This window comes from Luteimonas sp. A478 (genome assembly GCF_054052025.1).
In genome coordinates this window covers 446,521-467,775 of sequence record NZ_JBSVRF010000001.1, presented here as the reverse complement: position 1 = coordinate 467,775, position 21,255 = coordinate 446,521, and the positions used below count along the sequence as shown (strand labels likewise).

Here is a 21,255-nt window from a genome sequence, read left to right as displayed (position 1 = left end):
TCGTGGGGGAACAAGCAAGTCCGGCCGGCACTGTCGGCTTGCCTGTCCGCCCGCCTGCTCCCTCCGGACGCCTGCCCAGTATGCAACGTTCCGGGGAGCCTTGGCAGGACAGCCCTGCCGCCGGTCTAGTCCCGGGCGGGCCCGATAGCTTCGGGCCGCATATAGGGGAACAGCAGCACGTCGCGGATCGAAGATGAACCGGTCAGCAGCATCACCAGCCGGTCAATCCCAACGCCCAGGCCGCCGGTGGGCGGCAGGCCGACTTCCAGCGCGCGGATGTAGTCGCCGTCATAGTGCATGGCTTCGACATCGCCACCCTCCCGCGCCTGGACCTGGGCGCGGAAGCGGGCCGACTGTTCTTCGGCATCGTTGAGCTCGGAGAAGCCGTTGGCCATTTCCTTGCCGCCGATGAACAGCTCGAAGCGGTCGGTGATGCCGGGCTCGGTATCCGACTCGCGCGCCAGCGGAGAGACCTCCACCGGGTAATGGGTGATGAAGGTGGGTTGCACCAGGCCTTCCTCGACGGTGGCCTCGAAGATCTCCAGCAGCAGCTTGCCCCAGCCCCAATCGGGCTTCACCGGGGCCTTCAGCCGTGCGCAGTGCGCGGCCAGCGCGTCCCGGTCGCGGCAGTCCGCCGCGCTGATTTCCGGATTCAGTTCGCGCACCGCCTCTTCCAGCTTCCAGCGCCGGAATGCCGGCTCGACCTCGATGTCGTGGCCATCCCAGGCGAAGCTGGTGGTGCCCATGACTCCGGTGGCAACGTCGCGGATCATCGCTTCGGTCAGATCCATGATGTCCTCGTACGTGGCATAGGCCTCGTAGAGTTCGAGCATGGTGAATTCCGGGTTGTGGCGGGTTGATACGCCTTCGTTGCGGAAGTTGCGGTTGATCTCGTAAACCCGCTCGAAGCCGCCCACCACCAGCCGCTTGAGATACAGCTCCGGAGCTACCCGGAGGTACAGGTCCAGATCCAGCGCATTGTGGTGGGTCACGAACGGACGCGCCGCTGCGCCGCCGGCGATGTAATGCATCATCGGCGTTTCCACTTCCAGAAACTGGCGCCCATCCAGCCAAGCGCGGATCGCAGCGATGATCCGCGAACGCTTCATGAACACCTCGCGCGCTTCGGGATTGACGATCAGGTCCACGTAACGCTGGCGATAGCGCTGTTCCACGTCGGCCAGGCCATGCCACTTGTCCGGCAGCGGCCGCAGCGACTTGGTCAACAGGCGCAGCGTCTCCACCTTCACCGACAGCTCGCCGGTACGGGTGCGCATCAGCGTGCCCTCGGCGGCGACGATGTCGCCCACGTCCCAGCCCTTGAACGCGTCGTAGCGCTCGCCCAGCGCCGCCGACTGCAGAAACAGCTGTACCTGGCCGCTGACGTCCTGGATCTGTGCAAACGCCGCCTTGCCCATGACCCGTTTGGCCATCAGCCGCCCGGCCAGCGCGACCCGGCGCCCTTGCTGCTCCAGCGCCTCGCCGCTCCATGCCTCGGCATCGGCGTATTCGGCCTGCAGGTCGCCGGCGTGGTCGGTGCGGCGGAAGTCGTTCGGGAACGCCCCGCCCTGCCCTCGCAGCGATGCCAGTTTGGCCCGACGTTCGGCGATCAGCCGGTTCTCGTCCTCGTGCGTGGGCTGGGATTCGGAGGTCTTGTCAGTCATGTAGCGGATCTCAAAAGCGGGGTGTCCCTGCCGCGCGGATCCGTGCGGCAGGGGAATGGATCAGTTGGCGTCGATGCGCTTGGAACCCACGGCCAAGCCGGACTTCAACGCGGCGGCCACGAATTCGTCCAGGTCGCCATCCAGCACGTTCTGGGTGTCGCTGCGCTCGATGCCGGTGCGCAGGTCCTTGATCCGCGACTGGTCGAGCACGTAGTTGCGGATCTGGCTGCCCCAGCCGATATCGGACTTGGTGGCTTCCACCGCATCCCTTTCCGCGTTGCGTTTCTGCAGTTCCAGCTCGTACAACCTGGCGGCAAGCATTTTCATGGCCCGGTCGCGGTTGGCATGCTGGCTGCGTTCGGTCTGGCAGGCGGCCACGGTGCCGGTGGGCACGTGGGTCAGGCGCACCGCCGACTCGGTGGTGTTCACGTGCTGGCCACCTGCGCCGGACGAGCGGTAGACATCAAGCTTGATGTCGGCCGGATTGATCTGGATGTCGATATCGTCGTCAACTTCCGGCGACACGAACACCGAGGTGAAACTGGTGTGGCGGCGGGCGTCGGAATCGAAAGGCGATTTGCGTACCAGCCGGTGCACGCCGGTTTCGGTCTTGAACCAGCCGTAGGCGTAATCGCCCTCCACGCGGAAGGTGGCCGACTTGATGCCTGCCACGTCTCCCCCGCTCACTTCCATCAGTTCGGTCTTCCAGCCGCGGTCCTCGGCCCAGCGCAGGTACATGCGCAGCAGGATCTCGGCCCAGTCCTGGGCTTCGGTGCCGCCGGCGCCGGCCTGGATGTCGACGAAGGCCGCCGCACCGTCCATCTTGCCGGAGAACATGCGCTGGAATTCCAGCTCTTCCACGCCTGGGGCATAGCGCTCGATATCTTCGGCAACCGCGTCCGCGGTTTCCTCGTCTTCTTCGGCATCGGCAAGGTCGAGCAGCTCGGAGGCGCCGGACAGGCCTTCCAGCAGGCCCTGGATCCCGTTCACGGTCTTGTCCAGCATCGAACGCTCGCGGCCCAATGCCTGGGCCCGTTCCGGATCGTTCCAGACGTCCGGATTTTCCAGCTCGCGCTCTACTTCTTCCAGGCGCTCGCGCTTGGCATCGTAGTCAAAGATACCCCCTGAGCGCTTCCAGCCGACGCTGCAGGTCGGCGATGCGCTGGCGGACAGGATTGAGTTCCATCGTGCTTGGGATCGGCAGTTGTGAAGCCGGCTAGTCTAGCAATTTCCGCCCGGTTGCCGCCGCGGCGGCGAATCTGGAGCGGACCGCCTCCCGATGGCTGCGGCTGCACGGAAGCACCGTGCCGTCACGCAGGTGGACACGGGCATCGCCTGTATCCAGCGGCTCGATCGATTCCACCTGGCGCAGGCGTACCAGGAAGCTGCGGTGGATCCGCACGAAGGAGTCCGGATCCAGCTTCTCCTCGATCCCGGCCAGCGTGCTGCGCAGGGGATAGGTCCGTCCGGCCACGTGCAGGTTCACGTAGTTACCCGAGGCCTGGAGCCATTCGATGTCATCCGCCGCAATCAGGAATTCGCGGCCCAGGGTTCGCACCAGGAAGTTGTCGGGAAACGCGCCCCGAGGCTCTGGGATGCCCGGGTCGGGCCGGTCCAGCAGCCGCGCCTCGCCCTGGAGCCTGCGCCACAGCCAGCTGTATCCGTGGGCCAGGAACACGATCAGGGCGAAGGTCTGAACGTCCTTGAGATATTCATAGGGCAGGCCCAGCTGCCAATCGAAGCTGTAGCTATCGCCCATCAGGGCGTAGCCCAGGTGACGCAGTGCGACCATGCCGGCGACGTGCAACAGCGACCAGGCCACGCTGGCCAGGGCGTAGCCGGGCAATCGCCGGAGCCAGGTATCCGCGTGCAGTGGCCAGCGCTCACACAGCCACAGCAGCGGCGGCACCAGCAACAATGCCACCAGCGCACTGCTTCCCTCCCACAGCACCGGCTTCCAGGGTTCAAGTGCAACGCTCCTGCGGCTGGCGTCGATGAGGACCACCGCGGCATTGGCTGCGGCACTCGCCGCGAACACCAGGATCCAGATCCCGATCTCCAGCGGGCGGCGCCAGGACAGGTGACGGCTCCAGAAATCCCGGGCCCGGTCGGCCGGAGTCATGGCGGCTGGTGACATGGGAGTCTGGTGCATGGCCGGATTGTATCGGCGCGACGGGACTGCTCCCTGCAGCCCGTCCCTCCAGCCCCACGATCCGTCCCCTGGTCGCGTCGCTCAGGCACTTATGGATGGTCATCGCCTGGCCTGCCGGCAATGCTGATCTCTTCCAGCACGGAACAGCCCATGCCACGCCGCCACGATATCGACACCCTGCGGGTGTTCGCCTTTGCCCTGCTGATCGTCTACCACGTGGGCATGGTCTACGTGGCCGACTGGGGCTACCACGTCAAAAGCGCTCACCAGGCAGAGTGGCTGCAGTGGCCGATGATCGCCGTCAACCGCTGGCGGATGCCGCTGTTGTTCATGATTTCCGGCATAGCACTGGGACTGGCGATGGCTTCAAGGGGCGGTTCGCGCCTGGCCTTGTCGCGAAGCTGGCGCCTGCTGCTGCCACTGTCGTTCGGGATGTTGGCTGTCGTGCCCGTCCAGGCCTATTGCGAAGCGCTTGGCAATGGTGCGATCGAGCCCGGCTTCGGCGGCTTCATGGTCCGCTACCTGCAGTTGCAGCCCTGGCAGGAGGGCGGATGGACCGGCGCCGAATACGGGATCAGCTGGAACCACCTGTGGTACCTGGCCTACGTGTGGGTCTACAGCGTGGCGCTGCTGGCGCTGGCGCCGGCACTGGATTCGGCCGCGGGGCAACGCCTGCGGAGCTGGCTGTTCGACCGCCATCGCGCCCTGTGGGTGCTGGTGCCGGCGGCGTGGCTGTTCGCCGGCCTGTGGTGGCTGATGCCCCGCTGGCCGGAAACCCACGCGCTGGCGGGCGACTGGTATGCGCACGCGAAGTATCTGTTCTTCTTCACCATCGGCTGGCTGGTGGCGCGCGAGGAGCGGTTCTGGACCGGCGTGGTGGCCATGCGCGGACCGATGCTGGCACTTGCGCTGGCAGCGATCACCGTCGAGCTGTTGCTGCGAGCGGCGGGGCGCCATCTGCCGCCCGGCGACATTCCGGTGTGGGCGCTGCACGTGAACTGGGCCATGATCGAGCGCATGGCCCGCGCCGTCTATTCGTGGACCGCCCTGCTGGCGATCTTCGGCTGGGCGCGGACCCTGCTCGACCGCCCCTTCCGCTGGCTGCCGTGGGCGCGCGAGGCGGTGTATCCGTGGTACATCCTGCACCAGAGCCTGATCGTGCCGCTGGCGTTCGCACTTTCGGCGTTGGCCCTGGGGTCGTGGCTGGAGCCACTGCTGGTGGCCGCGGGGACCATCGCCGGCTGCTGGCTGCTGCATGAATTCGTAATCCGCAGAGTCTGGCCGCTGCGGCCGCTGTTCGGGCTGCCGGCCGGGGTGCCTGTCCGGGCACCGGATGCCACCACCGCCTCACCCCATCCATGACCACCAGGGACGCTCCGCATGTTCGCCTCTGAACCTATCCTTTGGTTGCAGCAGTTCTCCACCCCGTGGTTCGACGCCTTCATGCGCTTCATGAGCTGGATCGGCGAGGCGTGGTTCTACACGCCGGCGGTGCTGGTGGTGGTCTTCGGCATCCGGCTGAGGCCGGGGATGGGCGTGCTGCTGGCGCTGCTGCTGGTGGCGTTCGCGACCGAGGGCTTCAAGCAGGGCTACGGTCTGCCGCGGCCGAGCGAGGTCGACGCGCGCGTGCTGTACAAGGGCGAAAGCGGCCGGCACCTGGTCGCCGACGGCGCCGCGGACAGCTTCTGGGAACTGCCGTCGGACGAGGCCATCGCCGCCAAGCGGGCCACGCATGACCCAAGTTTCGGATTCGTCAGCGGCCACACCAGCGCAGCCACCGCCTTCGCGCTGGCGCTGGCGCTGTTCTTCGGCGCGCGCAGGCGTTGGATCTGGGCCGCGGTGCTGGCCTGGCCGCTGCTGATGGGGCTGTCGCGGATGTACCTGGGCCGGCACTTCCTCGCCGACTTACTGGGCGGGCTGGCGGTGGGCGTGGCCGGCGCGCTGATTGCCTGGGCGCTGATGCGCAGGTGGGAAGCACCCTGGCTGCAGGCATGGCGAAGCTGGGCCGCAGTGCTCGGTGGTGCCTGCGCGCTGGCGGTGGCTGCCTGGCGGGTGCCCTGGATCGACCCGGGAATCGCCGGGGAAGTCGTTGGCACGCTGCTGTGCATCGGCGCGCTGATGCGCTTGGGCTGGCCGGACGGCGACACCGGTTGGCTCCGGCGCGTCGCCCGCGTGGCGTGCGCGCTGGTGCTTGGCTACGGGGTAACCTGGGCCTTCAGCGCCGCGTACGATGCCGGCGGCTGGCCGGATCGCCACCTGATGGCGTTCTTCTTCGGTTTGGGCGGATTTGCCGTAGCGCTGCTTGGCACCGTGGCAGTCGCCCGTTGGCTGGGGCTTTACCGGTCGCCGTGCGTCAGGCCGGCGACCGGTGCGTGACGCAATGCCTCAAAGGGCGCTGATGGAGATCCGGTAACGGCCGCCGCCGCTGATCGAGCTCGCTGCGATCACGTAGTTGCCCGGGTCCAGACGCATCCGGATACGTGCGTTCAACGCTCCGCCGCCGTCGTCATCGCTGGCGACTTCATCGCCGTCGGCGTCGAACAGCTCCAGCCAGCTGTCGAACTGGCCGGACGCCATGTCGATGACGTATTCGCCTTCGGTCTCCACCGTCAAGGTGTAGCGGTCGGTGGCATCGGGCAGAAGCACCCGCTCCAGCGCCTCGCCAATAACCAGGGGGCCGCCGCCGGTGCCTTCCGGGACCGCTTCGGCAGCCAGTGCCAGCGAGAACAGGCCGGCACCACCGGTCGCGGCCGAGGCCTCGATGGTGTACTCACCGGGCTCCAGGACCCGCACCAGCCTGGCGTCGAGGCCTTCGCCACCGTCATCGTCGTAATGTTCAACGCCCGCGCCCCGCAGCACCAGCAGCGGATCGATGTCGGTGCTGCGCATGTCGATGCTCACCAGCTGTCGGCTGCGCAAGGCGAACTGATAGCTCAGCGGCGTGCCCTGATAGGCACCCTGCAGTGCAGCACCGCCCGGACGGATGATGCCGCCCTGGTTGAGTCCGGATGGAATCGGGCGACTGTCCACCGCCAGTCGGTACAGGCCCTTGCCACTGTCGCCCCACCCGCTCACCGTCAGCGTATAGGTGCCCGGAGCCAGCATCACGCCCAGGCGCGAATGGGTACCCTCCCCGCCGTCGTCATCGCTGGCGTCCACCCCTTCGCCTGAAATCCCAAGCATCGTGTCGAACTGGTCGGAGCGCAGGTTGATCGTGTACATCGCCTGCCTGTCGACCCGCAGCGGAATCCGGGCGCTGCCATCCACCCAATCCATGATCTCGGTGCCCGCGCGCAATGGCTGCCCGTCCCACCCGGCCAGCACCTGCGAACGCAACGTGTAGGGGCCGAATGCGTCGCCATCGGCCCCGCTTACCGCCAGCGTGTACGCGGCGCTGCGCGGCGCACGCAGCGCAAGCGAAGCCGGTTGGGTTCCATCACCAGCACGGGCCACCAGCTCCTCTCCGTCAAACAGCGAGAGTTGTGCCCGCAGCGGACCGCTCAAGTCAAAGCTCACCAGCTCCCGCTCGCCGATCTCGATCTGATAGAGCCGGCTGCGCGAGCCGTCGGAATGGTTGAGGCTGGCGGAGGTGGTGATCTCTCCGCGCATGTCGACTCCGTGCTGCAGCGGCTCGGTTTCTGCCGCGTAAAGATTTCCGCCCACGGCGGCGGCGATCAGCACGCCCAGAGCCAATCGGGTTCCGTAATTCATGGAATATCCTCGTCGAATCCTTCCGCCGGCCTGTCGCCCCTGCGGCTGCAGCCACGGTGGCCGCGGGCGAATCATAAACGCTTCATCTGCTTTACGACCGGTCGGGATTCAGGCCGGTTCGAGGTGTTCGACCACCAGCTGGATATCCCGCGCACCGCGCCAGTCGTCGGTGGCCAGGCGGTACGCCAAGCGTAGCCGCGAGGGCGGCGGCTGGTCACGCCATCCACCGAACTGGATGGCTTTGAGCGGCTGGCCGCGACCGGGAACTCCCAGGCGCATGCGCAGGTGGCGTTCGCCTACCCGCTGCCAGTCCACCAGGTCGAACTCCCCATCAAACAGCGGCTCCGGAAACGCCTGGCCCCATGGACCACCGTCGCGTAATGCCTCTGCGTGATAGCGATCGAATTCCGCGGATTCCAACTCACCGTCACTGTGGATCAGCGACTGCAGCAGGGCTTTATCCATGCTTGCGACCACCTGCGCACAGAACGCGTGCTCGAACCGCTCCAGGCACTCCGCCGGGAGACTCAGGCCGGCGGCCATGGCGTGTCCGCCGAAGCGCTCGATCAGTCCGGGATGCGACACATCAACGGCTGCCAGGGCGTCGCGCATGTGGAAGCCGGGGATGGATCGGGCGGAGCCGCGGAGCATGGTGCTTCCGGGCTCGGCCGGGGCAAAAGCGATGACCGGCCGGTGCATGCGCTCCTTGAGCTTGGATGCCACCAGGCCCACCACGCCCGGGTGCCACTGCGGATCAAACAGGCAATAGGAAGCCGGCACTTCAGCCCCGTCTCCGCCAATGGAGCAGCTGGCGACTGCCGCCTCCGCTTCCTCCACCATCGTCGCCTGCACATTGCGACGCTCGGCGTTGATCTGGTCCAGGGTGCGGGCCAGCCCGCGCGCCTGGTCCGGGTCGTCACACAGCAGGCATTCAATCCCCAGCGACATGTCGTCCAAGCGGCCGGCGGCATTCAGCCGGGGCGCCACCGCATAGCCGATATCGGCAGCGCTGAGGGTGCTCGAATCGCGACCGGACACCTCGATAAGCGCCTGCAGTCCGGCGCTGCCCCGGCCGGCCCGCAGCCGGCGCAGCCCGGCGGCCACCAGCGCCCGATTGGTCGGGTCCAGAGGCACCAGATCGGCCACGGTGCCAACCGCCACCAGGTCCAGCAACACGGTCAGGTCCGGGGCCTGGCTGGCGAACGCGCCACGGGTGCGCAGCAGTGCACGCAGGGCCAGCAGCACATAGAACGCCACTCCTACCCCGGCCAATGCCTTGGCGGGAAAGGCGTCGCCGCTGCGATTCGGATTCACGATTGCATTGGCGTCTGGCAGCTGCTCGCCGGGCAGGTGGTGATCGGTCACCACCACCTGCCAGCCCCGCTGCCGGGCGGCTGCAATTCCCGCATGGCAGGCAATGCCGTGGTCGACCGTCAGCAGCAGGTCCGGCTCCAGCGCGGCCACTTCTTCCACCAGCGCTGGCGACAGGCCATAGCCATGGACCTGCCGGTTGGGGACCGCGTGCACCACGTTGCGGGCGCCCATCATGCGCAGTCCGCGCACCGCTACCGCGCAGGCGGTTGCGCCATCCGCGTCGAAGTCCCCTACTACCAGGATGCGCCGGTCATGGGCAATGGCATCGGCCAGCAGTCCGATGGCCGCCTGGATATCGAGCATCCCGTCCGGTGGCGGCAGGTTGGCAAGGCGCGGGGTGGCCAGCGCAGGATCGGAAATGCCGCGCGCGGCATACACCCGGCGCAGCAGCGGTGGAATGTGATCAGGCCAGCTGCCGCCAGTCTGATAGCTGCGGCGTCGGATGCTGCGAAGCGGCGTCATTGCGCCAAAGATGGCCGTGCGCCGCGCCAGAAGCGCAGGCGCTGGCGACGCCCGAAGCGATAGCCGGTTCCGTCTTCCAGATCCAGCGTCAGCCCGGTGAGCCGGCTGCTGGCGATGGCCTTCAGCGCCGGCATCAGCCAGACATCGGCGAACAGGCGCAGGTCACGCAGCGCCCGCAGGTCGACAAGCGTGGCGGGAGAGTCCGGATCGAATGCCGGCGGCAATTCAGCCACCCGTGCGTCTGCAGCCAGGGACAGTGCCTGCAGTTCCTCTTCCGCGGTCATCACCGCAGCGTGTGCTGTTTTCACCTGGTCAGGCAGCACGCCGCCGCCCCAGAACCACAGCGAATTGACCGGCGTCAGGCCACGCTCGGCCCGCTCCGCGTTCACCGGATGGTTGTGCAGGATGATCTGCGCCTCGCTCAGCAGGGCGCGCCAGCGCCTGGGAATGGTCCCCTCGCCGTGCAGATGCTCACCCAGATCGGTGCCCAGCGCCTCGGCCGGCGGCACGGACTCCGGCAAGCTGGCCCCAGCCGGAAGCCGCAGGTACCAGCGCGAAGGATGCGGTGCATCGATCGGACAGCCGGCATCGCCAAATACGGGCCGCAGGGCCTTTACCAACGCAGCGGTGTCATCCGCTGACAGCTGCAGGTCCTGTCCACAGGCCAGCAGCCGGGCGCCGTTGATATCGGGCCGGACCCAGGCAGGGTCCGCGCGCAGCCAGGCGGCACCTGCGGCATCGCCGGCATCAGCCTGTCGGCTCAGCGCGGCGATTGGCCACTGCCGGGGCAGCAGGCTGAAATGGCGAAGCAGCTGCGGGCGACGACCCGCGTCGGCCGGCGGCAGCCGATCCGCCCGACCCAGGTGCGCTGCGCCATCCTGACCCAGCCGCTGGGCGCCGAAGGCTTCAGCGGCGGGCAGCAGGTATGTGACTGCGGGCATCAGGCGTCAGGAGTAGCTGACAGAAACGATGTCGTATTCGAACGTCCCGCCGGGGGTATCGATGCTGACCGAATCACCCTCGAGCTTGCCGATCAGCGCACGCGCCACCGGCGACGAGATCGCGATCAGCCCCTGTTTGATATCCGCTTCCAGGTCACCCACGATCTGATAACGGGTTTCCTTTCCGGACGCCACGTCTTCCAGCTCCACGGTGGCGCCGAACACCACCTTCGAGCCCGCTTTCAGCGTGGACACATCAATAATCTGGGAGTGCGACAGCTCGCCCTCCAGCTGCTTGATGCGCCCTTCGATGAAGCCCTGCTGCTCGCGGGCAGCGTGGTACTCGGCGTTCTCTTTCAGGTCGCCGTGCGCGCGCGCTTCGGAGATCGCGTTGATCACCTCGGGACGCTTGACGCTCTTGAGTTCCTCAAGCTCGGCGCGCAGTCGCTGTGCGCCCTGGACGGTCAGTGGTGCTCTCATGCCTGTGTCAGTTCCTCATGCAGTTCATGCAGCGCCAGGACTGGCCCCGTTCCGCGGAATTCCAGCGAATGCAACAGGGCCCGGGCGCCGGCAATGGTTGTTGAATAGGTCACCCGCTGCTGCAGGGCCTCACGCCGGATCGAGAACGAGTCGGCGATCGCCTGCTTGCCCTCGGTGGTGTTCACAATGTAGGCGATTTCGCCGTTCTTGATCAGGTCGACGATGTGCGGACGGCCTTCCATCACCTTGTTGACCCGCTCGCAGGCGATGCCGTTTTCAGTCAGCCAGCTGGCGGTGCCGCCGGTGGCCACCAAAGCGTAGCCGCGGGCCACCAGGTCACGGGCAACCGGCACCAAGCGCGCCTTGTCCGGATCACGCACCGAGAGGAACACCTTGCCGTCAGCAGGTGGAGTGCGGATGCCGGCGGCTTCCTGCGCACGCGCGAACGCGGCACCGAAGCTGCGGCCTACGCCCATCACCTCACCGGTCGAGCGCATCTCCGGCCCCAGGATCGGATCCACGCCCTGGAACTTGGCGAATGGGAAGATCGCCTCCTTCACCGAGTAGTAGTGCGGCACCACTTCCCGGGTCATGCCCTGCTCGGCCAGGCTGCGACCGGCCATGCAGCGCGCCGCGATCTTGGCCAGCGGCAGGCCGGTGGCTTTGGACACGAACGGCACCGTACGCGAGGCCCTGGGGTTCACTTCCAGCAGGAAGATCAGGTCCTCGCCGTCGTCATTGGACTGCACCGCAAACTGGGTGTTCATCAGCCCGATCACGTTGAGCGCGCGCGCCATCGCGGTGACCTGCTCACGCAGGCGGGCCTGGGTGTCCTCGGACAGCGAATAGGCGGGCAGCGAGCAGGACGAATCCCCGGAGTGCACGCCGGCCTCTTCGATGTGCTCCATCACGCCGCCGATCAGCACCTGGCCATCGGCGTCGGCGATCAGGTCGATATCCACTTCCACCGCGTTGTCGAGGAAGCGGTCCAGCAGCACGGGCGAATCATTGGAAACCTTCACCGCCTCGCGCATGTAGCGCTCCAGGTCCTCGTCGGCATGCACCACTTCCATCGCCCGGCCGCCCAGCACATAGCTCGGGCGCACCACCAGCGGATAGCCGATCTCGCGGGCAAGCACCAGCGCCTCTTCGGGGCTGCGCGCAGTGCGATTCGGCGGCTGCTTCAGGCCCTGCTGGTCCACCAGCTTCTGGAAACGTTCGCGGTCTTCGGCCAGGTCGATCGACTCGGGCGAGGTGCCGATGATCGGCACCCCGGCCGCCTCCAGCGCCCGCGCCAGCTTCAGCGGGGTCTGCCCGCCGTACTGCACGATCACGCCCTTGGGCTTCTCGACTTCCACGATCTCCAGCACGTCCTCAAGCGTGAGCGGCTCGAAGTACAGGCGGTCGGAGGTGTCGTAGTCGGTGGAGACGGTTTCCGGGTTGCAGTTGACCATGATGGTCTCGAACCCGTCCTCGCGCAGCGCCAGCGCCGCGTGCACGCAGCAGTAGTCGAACTCGATGCCCTGCCCGATCCGGTTCGGTCCGCCGCCCAGCACCATGATCTTGTCGCGATCGGTGGGGTTGGCTTCGCACTCCTCCTCGTAGGTGGAATACATGTAGGCCGTGCTGGTGGCGAACTCGCCTGCGCAGGAATCCACCCGCTTGTACACCGGGCGCACGTCGAAGGCGCGGCGCAGCGCACGCACCGCCTGCTCGTCACTGCCGGTCAGCTGGGCCAGGCGCGCATCGGAGAAACCCATGCGTTTGAGCGCGCGCAGGCGTGCGGCGTCCAGACCTTCGAGCCCGGCCGAAGCCACCTCCTGCTCGGCGAACACCAGCTCCTGGATCTGGTCCAGGAACCACGGATCCACCCACGACAGGGCGTGCACCTGCTCCACGTCCATGCCGCTGCGGAACGCGTCGGCCAGATAGAAGATCCGCTCCGGGCCGGCGTCTTTCACCTCGCGCCGCAGCGCGGTCAGGCCATCTGCGCTGCCCAGATCCAGATCGGTGGGGTCCAGCCCCACCTTGCCGGTCTCCAGCCCGCGCAGGGCCTTCTGCAGGGATTCCTGGAACGTGCGGCCGATGGCCATCACCTCGCCCACCGACTTCATCTGCGTGGTCAGGCGCGAGTTGGCCTGCGGGAACTTCTCGAATGCGAAACGCGGGATCTTGGTGGCCACGTAGTCGATCGCCGGCTCGAACGAGGCCGGGGTCAGGCCGCCGGTGATGTCGTTCTTCAACTCGTCCAGGGTGAGTCCGACCGCCAGTTTGGCCGCGATCTTGGCGATCGGAAAGCCCGTGGCCTTGGACGCCAGCGCGGAAGAGCGCGACACCCGCGGGTTCATTTCAATCACCACCACCCGGCCGGTGTCGGCGTTGATGCCGAACTGCACGTTGGAGCCGCCGGTGGCCACGCCGATCTTGCGCAGCACCGCGATCGAGGCGTTGCGCAGCCGCTGGTATTCCTTGTCGGTCAGGGTCTGGGCCGGGGCCACGGTGATCGAGTCACCGGTGTGCACGCCCATCGGGTCCAGGTTCTCGATCGAGCACACGATGATGCAGTTGTCCGCGCTGTCGCGAACCACCTCCATCTCGAACTCCTTCCAGCCCAGCACCGACTCCTCCACCAGCACCTCGCCGGTGGGCGACAGCTCCAGGCCGCGCTTGATGATCTCTTCGAACTCTTCACGGTTGTAGGCAATGCCGCCGCCGCTGCCGCCGAGGGTGAACGAGGGCCGGATGATGGTCGGGTAGCCGACAGTCGCCTGGATTTCCACCGCCTGCTCGAAGCTGCGGGCCACTTCCGCCTTGGGGCAGTCCAGCCCGATCTCGCGCATTGCATCGCGGAACAGCTCGCGGTCCTCGGCCATGCGGATGGCATCGCGCGAAGCGCCGATCAGCTCCACCCCGTACTTTTCCAGCACGCCGTTGTCGGCAAGGTCCAGGGCGCAGTTCAGCCCGGTCTGCCCGCCCATGGTCGGCAGCAGCGCATCAGGACGCTCCTTGGCAATGATTTTCTCGACCGTCTGCCAGTCGATCGGCTCGATATAGACCGCGTCCGCGGTATCGGGGTCGGTCATGATCGTGGCCGGGTTGGAGTTGACCAGGACAACCCGGTACCCCTCCTCGCGCAATGCCTTGCAGGCCTGCGCGCCCGAATAATCGAACTCGCAGGCCTGACCGATGACGATCGGGCCTGCGCCAATGATCAGGATGGTCTTGATGTCGGTGCGCTTGGGCATGGGTGTCTCAGTTGGCGGCGTTGGCGCCGATGTGCTCGTCAAGGAAGGATTCAATCGCCCGGAAGAGGCGGACCTGGTTATCGGTGTCGTAGAAACCGTGGCCTTCCCTGGGTTCGACGATGTCGACCTCCGGCGGATTGCCGGCGGCCTGCAACGCTCGTTTCAGGGCGTTGTATTGCGACATCGGCGTGCGCTGGTCGCGGCCGCCATGTGCCAGCATCACCGGCACCTTGATCTTTTCCGCGTTGTGCGCGGGAGACTGTGCGCGGCGCTCGCCAGCATCCGCCGGGAGGATTTCGCGCTGGCCGGTACGGCCGAACTCGCTCCGGGAGGTATCGCTGTCCCGGGCCCACAGGTCCAGGTCATACAGGCCGGCCAGCCCGATCGCGCAGCTGAAGCGATCAGGGTATCGGGCCACGCTCTGCATCGCGGCAAACCCTCCGTAGGATGCGCCATACGTGCATATCCTCGCAGGATCGGCGATTCCTTCTCCGATCGCCCAGTCCACGGCGTCAACCATGTCGTCGATCAGCAGGGTACCGTAGTGCTGGTAGCCGGCTTCCACGAACGACTGGCCATAGCCGCCAGAGCCGCGGAAGTTGACCTGCAGCACCGCGTAGCCACGGCTGGCGAGGAACTGCGCCTCGGGGTTGAATGCCCAGTAGTCCCTCACGCCGAACGGACCACCGTGCGGATGCAGGATCATCGGCAGGTTGCGGCCATCGCTACCGCGCGGCAGGGTAATGTAACCGTGGAGGGTGGTTCCGTCACGCGCCTCCAGGGTGAACGGGCGCATTGACGACATCTGCTCGGGCTTGATCCAGCTCCGGGCGGCAAGCAGGAACCTGGCCTGCCCGGTTTCACGGTCGAACAGGTAATAGCTTCCCGGATCGACGTCGCTGTAGGCGTTGAAAAGCACGAACCGGCCGTCCTGACTGATCCCGTGGAACGAGACGTCATGGTCCGGGAATGCGTTGACGAGCCCGGCATAGGTCAGGGCCTCTGGATGCTCGCCATTGACGAAGTCAATCCCAGGCAGCCCGTCCTCGTAGGTGATCGCCAGAACGTCGCGGCGGTCGCTGCTCCTGAGCACGCGCTGCACGCTGACATTGTCGTTGCCCGACAGCAGCGTCCTTTCCTCGGTATCCGGGTCGATCGCGTACAGCTTGGTCGGACCGCCGTTTTCGCCCACGAGGCTGAAGACGAGCTTGTTATCCGCATCGAAACCAAACGGACGCATGCCTCCGGTGGACATGACGCCCGCAGTGCGGCTGACCTCCGCCCAGGAGTCCCCCACCCTGCGAAGCACGACGTTGTCCATCCCACGCTCGACGCCGAATGCATACCTCAGGTCGCCGTTGTGGTCGACCAGGAAGTTGCCCATGCGCAAGGGCGCGTTGGCGACGGTCCGGACCCGGCCGTTTGCGACATCCATGCGCAAAAGGTAAGCAGACTCCACCGAGCGCTGGACCAGCACATTATCCGGATCATCAGGGAGCACATCGACGATTTCGTAGGTGCCCCCGAGTGGAATTTCGATACGGCGGCTGCCGTCAATGTTGCTGGCATACACGTCGGCCGATCCGACGCGGAAATCGTAGCGGCCCATCTTCTGGGTGACATACATGAAGAAGCGGTTGTCGTTGACCCAGCGGACGCTCTCGACATGCTTGTTCGCACCGTGTTCCCAGCTGCCTGTCACCGACATGTCCGCCACCCGCAGCACCACCAGGATGGTGCGGTCTTCCTGGGGCACGGATACCGCGATGTACTCGCCGGTCGGCGACAGCGTCACCGCGGAAAATTCCGCATCCTTGAAGAAATCCTCTACCGGCACCTTCTGCGCCAGCGCGGTCCCCGCGAAGCAGCTGGCCAGAAGCGCCGCCAGCAGCAGTCGAATTCCCAATTTCATTGCCTCTCCCTCAACGTTTGTTGGAATCCATCATGTCCATGAAGCGGTCAAACAACGGTGCTACATCGTGCGGGCCCGGATAGGCCTCCGGGTGCCCCTGGAACGAGAAGGCCGGAGCATCGGTGAGCTCAATGCCCTGGTTGGTGCCATCAAACAGCGAGCGGTGGGTCACGCGCGCATTTGCGGGCAGGCTGGCCTCATCCACTGCAAAGCCGTGATTCTGCGAGGTGATCATCACCCGCCCGGTCGCCAGATCCTGGACGGGGTGGTTGGCGCCGTGATGGCCATTGGCCATTTTCACCGTGCGCCCTCCCACAGCCAGCGCCAGCAGCTGGTGACCAAGGCAGATGCCGAACACCGGCACCTTCTTCCCGATGCATCCACGCACCGCTTCGATCGCGTAGTCGCAGGCCGCCGGATCACCGGGGCCGTTGGACAGGAACACGCCATCCGGCTTCATCGCCAGCACTTCCTCGGCGGGAGTCGTTGCCGGAACCACCGTCACCTCGCAGCCCCGGTCGGCCAGCATGCGCAGGATGCTGCGCTTGATGCCGAAATCCCAGGCCACCACGTGCCGGCGCGTCGCCGGGTTGTTCCAGGTGCCGCTGTCCAGGTCCAGGGTGCCCTCGGCCCAGACGTACTGATCCCGGGTGCTGACTTCCTGGGCAAGGTCCATGCCGGCCAGCCCGGGAAACTTGCGTGCCGCTTCGATCGCACGATCCACGTCTGTCTGCCCGATGGCCCCATCGACCGCCAGAACGGCGCCGTTCTGGGAGCCGCGCTCGCGCAGCAGGCGGGTCAGCCGACGCGTGTCGACGCCGGCGATGGCGACTACCTCGCGCTCGGCCAGCCATTCCGGCAGCGCAATGCGGCTGCGCCAGCTGCTTGGCCGGCGCGGCACGTCGCGGATCACCAGGCCGGAAGCCCAGGCGCGCGGCGCTTCGTCATCTTCATCGGTGCAGCCGGTGCTGCCCACGTGCGGGTAGGTCAGGGTCACGATCTGCCGCGCGTACGACGGATCGGTGAGGATCTCCTGGTAGCCGGTCATGGAAGTGTTGAACACCACTTCGCCCACCGACAGGCCGGGCGCGCCGGCCGAAGTGCCCCTGAAGACGGTCCCGTCTTCGAGCACGAGGATTGCTGATACTGTCAAGGGAATCGCCTACGTCGGGTTGCAGAAATCCGCGGAAGCGAACTGGGTTCGTGTCCGGGCGTGAGGAATCAGGCGAGCGGGAATGATACCGGCGTGCCCGACCCTGCGCCAGTGGAAGAGGCCCTATCCCGCTGCGAAAAAGCTGCCCGGGCAGCAGCCGCGGCTACAGCAGCTCGCGCAGCTGGTGGATCCCCGGCGGCTTTTCGGCGATCCGGCGGGCCGCATGCAGCGCGCCGCGGGCAAAGATGTCCCGGTTCGTGGCCCGGTGGACCAGCTCGATACGTTCCCCGGCGGCGGTCAACAGCACGCTGTGCTCGCCGACCACGTCGCCGGCCCGGATCGACGCATAGCGCGCCTGGGCGCCTCCCTCACCAGCCGCGGCACCCAGGGTCAGGGCCGTTCCCGACGGCGCATCCTGTTTATGCACGTGGTGGACCTCGATGATGTCGCAGTCCCAGCCCGGCAGCAGCTTTGCGGCACGCTCCACCAGCTCATGCAGCACCGCTACCCCGAGGCTGAAGTTGGAAGCCCACAGCACGGGAATGCCGGCCGCGGCCTCTTCCAGGGCGCTCCGCTGCGCGGCTGAAAGGCCGGTGGTTCCGGATACCAGGGGTCGGCCGCGTTTCCGGCACAGCTCAAGAATCGCGTCGAAGGCTGCCGGCAGGCTGAAATCAACCGCGACATCGAATTCCGGAACGTTGCCCAGTTCGGCAGCTGTAAACCAGGGCACGCCATCCACCACCCGCTGCTGCACCCGGGTGGAGACGGCGGCCACCACCTGGCAGCCATCCTGTTCCCGGCACAGGCGCAGCAGCGCCTGCCCCATGCGTCCGGAGGCACCGTGGATAAGCAGACGGACAGGATCGATCATGGCGCCAATTCTAGCCGTCGGAAGCCAGCCATGAGGCGCAGAACGATGCCAGCGCCGCGACTGCATCCGCCAGAGCGCGCCCTCAGCTGGTCATCCGCTCCCAGAATCCCTTGACGCCATCAACGAAGGTGCTGGATCGGGGCGAGTGCCGGCGGGCATTTTCGCCGACGAAAGTAGCTTCGAACTTGTCCAGCAGCTCCCGCTGTTCAGCGGTGAGGTTGATCGGTGTTTCCACCACCACCTTGCAGAACAGATCGCCGGGATGGCGGCTGCGCACCGAGGTCACGCCCTTGCCGCGCAGACGGAATACCTTGCCGGTCTGGGTTTCAGTGGGAATCCGGATCTCGGCCTCGCCGCCCAGGGTGGGCACGCGCACGCTGGCGCCCAGCGCTGCCTGGGAGAAGCGGATCGGGACCTCGCAGTGCAGGTCATCGCCATCGCGCTCGAAAATGTCGTGCGGACGCACCCGCACTTCCACGTACAGGTCACCAGGCGCAGACCCCGCAGGGCCTGCTTCGCCTTCGCCAGCCAGGCGGATGCGGTCACCGGTGTCGACGCCGGCCGGGATCTTCACCGACAGGACCTTTTCTTCCTCCACCCGTCCCACGCCGCGGCAGGTGCCGCAGGGGTTGCTGATCACCTGACCGCGTCCAGCGCAATGCGGACAGGCCTGCTGCATGGTGAAGATGCCGCGCTGCATGCGCACCTGCCCGCGCCCGTGACAGGTCGAACAGGTTTCCTGCTTGCCGTCCTCGGAGCCGGAACCGTCACAGTCACCGCAGCCGGCCAGGGTCTGGAGTTCGATCTTGCGCTCCACGCCGGCAACGGCTTCTTCCAGATCCAGCTCCAACATGTAGCCCATGTCGGCGCCGCGCCGCGGCCGGCCTCGTCCACCCCCGAAAATGTCGCCGAAGATGTCGCCGAAGATGTCGCCCATGTCGGCACCGCCGAAGCCCGGGCCTGCGTTGCCGCCGCCCATGCCGTGCTCGAACGCGGCATGCCCGTGCTGGTCGTACATGCGGCGCTTGCCGCCGTCCGACAGCACCTCATAGGCCTCCTTGCACTCCTTGAACCGCGCTTCCGCGTCTGCATCGTCGGGGTTGCGGTCAGGGTGGTACTTCATCGCGCTGCGGCGATAGGCCTTCTTCAGCTCGTCCTCGGTGGCACTGCGGGAGACGCCAAGGACTTCGTAATAGTCGCGTTTGCTCATCAATCAGGTCCGTGTTGCCAGGCGGACCAGGTGTTCCGTGGTCCACAAGCGCAACGGGAACCGGGAAGCAAAGCCTCCACGGTTCCCGCCGCAAGGTAGGGGTGTGCGGGACTTACTTCTTCTCTTCGTCCTTCACTTCGGTGAACTCGGCGTCGACCACGTCGTCCGCCGGTGCTTCACCGCCCTGCCCTTCAGGGCCCGCCTCGCCAGCCTGACCGGCGGCGGCAGCCGCGGCGAACAGCGCCTGCGCGGCTTCCTCCAGCGCCTTGGTCTTGCCTTCGATCTGGGCCCTGTCATCGCCCTTCATCGCGGTCTCGACATCGGCCAATGCCGACTCCACCTGGCCGATCACTTCACCAGGCACCTTGTCGCCGCTGTCCTTGATCGCGGTGCGGGTGGTGTGCACCAGCGCATCGGCCTGGTTGCGGGCCTGCACCAGCTCCTGGAACTTCTTGTCGTCTTCGCGGTGCGCTTCCGCATCCTCCACCATCCGCTGGATTTCCTCGTCCGACAGACCCGAGCCGGCCTTGATCTCGACCTTCTGCTCCTTGCCGGTCTTCTTGTCCTTGGCGGTGACGTGGACGATGCCGTTGGCGTCGATGTCGAATGACACCTCCACCTGCGGCATACCGCGCGGCGACGGCTCGATACCAGCCAGGTCGAAACGGGCCAGCGACTTGTTGTAGGCGGCCTGCTCGCGCTCACCCTGCAGCACGTGCACCGTCACCGCAGACTGGTTGTCCTCGGCGGTGGAGAAGGTCTGCGAGGCCTTGGTCGGCACGGTGGTGTTCTTTTCGATGATCTTGGTGAACACGCCGCCCAGGGTCTCGATGCCCAGGCTCAGCGGGGTCACGTCCAGCAGCAGCACGTCCTTGACGTCGCCGGCCAGCACGCCGCCCTGCACCGCGGCACCCACGGCCACGGCCTCGTCCGGGTTCACGTCCTTGCGCGGCTCCTTGCCGAAGAACTCGGCCACGGCCTGCTGCACCTTCGGCATGCGGGTCTGGCCACCGACCAGGATCACTTCGCTGATCTCGCTCGCCCGCAGGCCGGCGTCATTGAGCGCCACGCGGCACGGCTCGATCGACTTCTTCACCAGGTCTTCCACCAGCGCCTCGAGCTTGGCGCGGGTGAGCTTGATGTTCAGGTGCTTGGGGCCCGAAGCGTCAGCGGTGACGTACGGCAGGTTCACCTCGGTCTGCTGCGCGGTGGACAGCTCGATCTTGGCGCGCTCGGCAGCGTCCTTCAGGCGCTGCAGGGCCAGCGGATCCTTGCGCAGGTCGATGCCCTGGTCCTTCTGGAACTCCTCGACCAGGTAATCGATGATCCGGGCGTCGAAGTCCTCACCACCCAGGAAGGTGTCGCCGTTGGTGGCCAGCACTTCGAACTGCTTCTCACCGTCGATCTCGGCGATCTCGATGATCGAAACGTCGAATGTGCCGCCGCCGAGGTCGTATACGGCGATCTTGCGGTCGCCGCCGTCCTTGTCCAAACCATAGGCCAGCGCTGCCGCGGTGGGCTCGTTGATGATGCGCTTGACGTCCAGGCCCGCAATGCGGCCAGCGTCCTTGGTCGCCTGCCGCTGTGAGTCGTTGAAGTAGGCCGGCACGGTGATCACCGCTTCGGTGACCTTCTCGCCCAGGTAGTCCTCGGCGGTCTTCTTCATCTTTTCCAGGGTGCGCGCGGAGATTTCCTGCGCCGACAGCTTCTTGCCATCGCTGGTCTGGACCCAGGCATCGCCGTTGTCATGCTCGACGATCTTGTAGGGCACCAGGCCGATGTCCTTCTGGACCTCGGCGTCCTTGAACTTGCGCCCGATCAGGCGCTTGACCGCGTAGAAGGTGTTGTGCGGGTTGGTGACGGCTTGCCGCTTGGCCGAGGCGCCCACCAGTACCTCGCCGTCCTTGCTGTAGGCGACGATGGAAGGCGTGGTGCGGTCGCCCTCGCTGTTCTCGATGACCTTGGCCTTGCCGCCTTCCATGATCGCCACGCACGAGTTGGTCGTGCCCAGGTCGATGCCGATGATTTTTGCCATGAATGGTTCCCTCTGGATCCTGAATTCTTAACTGGAGTGGGGCGG

15 protein-coding genes are annotated in these 21,255 nt (G+C 66.4%); 2 read left to right on the top strand and 13 right to left on the bottom strand.

Annotated features, from left to right (window positions below):
- Window positions 1–125: 125 nt before the first annotated feature.
- The 3 genes from lysS to ACW7G3_RS02200 form a co-directional block, all read right to left on the bottom strand.
- On the bottom strand, window positions 126–1,664 hold the full coding sequence (lysS, locus tag ACW7G3_RS02210) for a lysine--tRNA ligase (protein WP_456980847.1): 1,539 nt from the start codon (window positions 1,662–1,664) through the stop codon (window positions 126–128).
- Window positions 1,665–1,724: 60 nt separating this feature from the next.
- Window positions 1,725–2,850, bottom strand: a protein-coding gene (gene prfB, locus ACW7G3_RS02205; RefSeq protein WP_456972088.1) for a peptide chain release factor 2 whose coding sequence is annotated in 2 segments (ribosomal slippage) — window positions 1,725–2,777 and window positions 2,779–2,850 — 1,125 coding nt in all. Because the reading frame shifts where the segments join, the coding sequence is not laid out codon by codon here.
- A gap of 30 nt (window positions 2,851–2,880) precedes the next feature.
- On the bottom strand, window positions 2,881–3,816 hold the full coding sequence (locus tag ACW7G3_RS02200) for a LytTR family DNA-binding domain-containing protein (RefSeq protein WP_456980846.1): 936 nt from the start codon (window positions 3,814–3,816) through the stop codon (window positions 2,881–2,883).
- 120 nt (window positions 3,817–3,936) lie between these two features.
- On the opposite strand from ACW7G3_RS02200, the gene ACW7G3_RS02195 reads away from it, so the two are divergent.
- Together ACW7G3_RS02195 and ACW7G3_RS02190 are read left to right on the top strand one after the other, a co-directional pair.
- Window positions 3,937–5,178 (top strand): acyltransferase family protein, encoded by a 1,242-nt coding sequence (locus ACW7G3_RS02195; protein WP_456980845.1) that lies wholly within the window; start codon window positions 3,937–3,939, stop codon window positions 5,176–5,178.
- Between the two features lie 18 nt (window positions 5,179–5,196).
- Window positions 5,197–6,192 carry a phosphatase PAP2 family protein gene (locus ACW7G3_RS02190; RefSeq protein ID WP_456980844.1) on the top strand — a complete coding sequence of 332 codons (996 nt, stop codon included), beginning with the start codon at window positions 5,197–5,199 and terminating at the stop codon, window positions 6,190–6,192.
- A 9-nt stretch (window positions 6,193–6,201) separates the two neighbouring features.
- Here ACW7G3_RS02190 and ACW7G3_RS02185 read toward each other — a convergent pair whose 3' ends face one another.
- The 10 genes from ACW7G3_RS02185 to dnaK all read right to left on the bottom strand — a co-directional run bounded on the left by ACW7G3_RS02185 (window position 6,202) and on the right by dnaK (window position 21,210).
- Window positions 6,202–7,527: a PPC domain-containing protein gene (locus tag ACW7G3_RS02185; protein WP_456980843.1), complete on the bottom strand. Its 1,326-nt coding sequence runs from the start codon at window positions 7,525–7,527 to the stop codon at window positions 6,202–6,204.
- 108 nt (window positions 7,528–7,635) lie between these two features.
- Window positions 7,636–9,363: a single-stranded-DNA-specific exonuclease RecJ gene (gene recJ / locus ACW7G3_RS02180; RefSeq protein ID WP_456980842.1), complete on the bottom strand. Its 1,728-nt coding sequence runs from the start codon at window positions 9,361–9,363 to the stop codon at window positions 7,636–7,638.
- Complete coding sequence (locus ACW7G3_RS02175; protein WP_456980841.1) at window positions 9,360–10,304, bottom strand: phosphoglycerate mutase; 945 nt, start codon at window positions 10,302–10,304, stop codon at window positions 9,360–9,362. Before ACW7G3_RS02175 ends, recJ begins: the two co-directional genes overlap by 4 nt.
- 6 nt (window positions 10,305–10,310) lie before the next feature.
- Window positions 10,311–10,784, bottom strand: coding sequence for a transcription elongation factor GreA (greA, locus tag ACW7G3_RS02170; RefSeq protein ID WP_456972074.1), 474 nt, complete (start codon window positions 10,782–10,784; stop codon window positions 10,311–10,313).
- Entirely contained in the window at window positions 10,781–14,029 is a 3,249-nt protein-coding gene (gene carB / locus ACW7G3_RS02165; RefSeq protein WP_456980840.1) for a carbamoyl-phosphate synthase large subunit, read from the bottom strand. Before carB ends, greA begins: the two co-directional genes overlap by 4 nt.
- Before the next feature lie 7 nt (window positions 14,030–14,036).
- Window positions 14,037–15,941 carry an alpha/beta fold hydrolase gene (locus tag ACW7G3_RS02160; RefSeq protein ID WP_456980839.1) on the bottom strand — a complete coding sequence of 635 codons (1,905 nt, stop codon included), beginning with the start codon at window positions 15,939–15,941 and terminating at the stop codon, window positions 14,037–14,039.
- A 10-nt stretch (window positions 15,942–15,951) separates the two neighbouring features.
- A complete protein-coding gene (carA, locus tag ACW7G3_RS02155; protein ID WP_456980838.1) occupies window positions 15,952–17,094 on the bottom strand; it encodes a glutamine-hydrolyzing carbamoyl-phosphate synthase small subunit in 1,143 nt (380 codons plus the stop codon).
- Window positions 17,095–17,257: 163 nt separating this feature from the next.
- Window positions 17,258–17,965, bottom strand: a complete 708-nt coding sequence (gene dapB, locus ACW7G3_RS02150) for a 4-hydroxy-tetrahydrodipicolinate reductase (RefSeq protein ID WP_456980837.1) — start codon at window positions 17,963–17,965, stop codon at window positions 17,258–17,260.
- An 82-nt stretch (window positions 17,966–18,047) separates the two neighbouring features.
- Window positions 18,048–19,175, bottom strand: coding sequence for a molecular chaperone DnaJ (dnaJ, locus tag ACW7G3_RS02145; RefSeq protein WP_456980836.1), 1,128 nt, complete (start codon window positions 19,173–19,175; stop codon window positions 18,048–18,050).
- Between the two features lie 112 nt (window positions 19,176–19,287).
- Window positions 19,288–21,210, bottom strand: a complete 1,923-nt coding sequence (gene dnaK / locus ACW7G3_RS02140) for a molecular chaperone DnaK (RefSeq protein WP_456980835.1) — start codon at window positions 21,208–21,210, stop codon at window positions 19,288–19,290.
- Window positions 21,211–21,255: the final 45 nt, after the last annotated feature.